Raw genomic sequence first — 641 nt, 5'->3', positions numbered from 1 at the left:
TTTAATAGGATCTTCTTCATTAAGATACTCTAACGTGTACTACTACTCTCATTTTGTTTTTGCTATAATTTCTTATGCTCGCTATATTTCCATTTGCGATAGTTATCCTTCTTAAGTCCCAATCCCTTAAGCTAATGCTTCTAAGCCCAATTTCTTCTACTCTACCTCTAAATTCCTCATTAAGTACAATAAAGTCTCCAACCTGAACTTGCTTTTCAAATAATATAAAAAACCATTGAAAATATCTTTTAATATACTTTGAGATGCTACCCCAGCTATTAAACCAACTATACTAGCTCCTGTAACTAATGATCCAAATTTTGTAACGTCCATTATTTGAAACTCTCTAAGTATCAATATTATACTAATTGTAAATATTATATAGTATGATATTGACATTAATACACTAGATAGTGTGTTTTCATATCTTACATCAAATTTAGTAATTTTAAATATCTTATTTATTAAGTATTGTATAAGCTTCAATAATATATATGAAAATATAATGATTATAATGGAATTTATAATTCTAACTAACATAATAAAATTCACCTTTATCTAATTATTTAGATATTTTTATTAATTCTTATCTAGTTATTTTAATATTCTCAGTTTACGAATAAGATATGCATTTACATATT

Annotated in this window: 2 protein-coding genes; both read right to left on the bottom strand. The window is 24.8% G+C overall.

Annotated elements, in window-relative coordinates; translation table 11 throughout:
• Positions 1-19: 19 nt before the first annotated feature.
• A complete protein-coding gene (locus JWF52_RS19840) occupies positions 20-226 on the bottom strand; it encodes a mechanosensitive ion channel domain-containing protein (protein ID WP_353654989.1) in 207 nt (68 codons plus the stop codon).
• Entirely contained in the window at positions 157-540 is a 384-nt protein-coding gene (locus JWF52_RS18940; protein WP_208335022.1) for a mechanosensitive ion channel, read from the bottom strand. The genes JWF52_RS19840 and JWF52_RS18940 overlap by 70 nt, the downstream gene beginning before the upstream one ends.
• Between the last annotated feature and the right edge of the window lie 101 nt (positions 541-641).

This window comes from Clostridium sp. CCUG 7971, from assembly GCF_017590215.1.
In the GTDB taxonomy this organism is placed as follows: domain Bacteria; phylum Bacillota; class Clostridia; order Peptostreptococcales; family Peptostreptococcaceae; genus Faecalimicrobium.
This window is presented reverse-complemented; position numbering and strand designations above follow the sequence as displayed.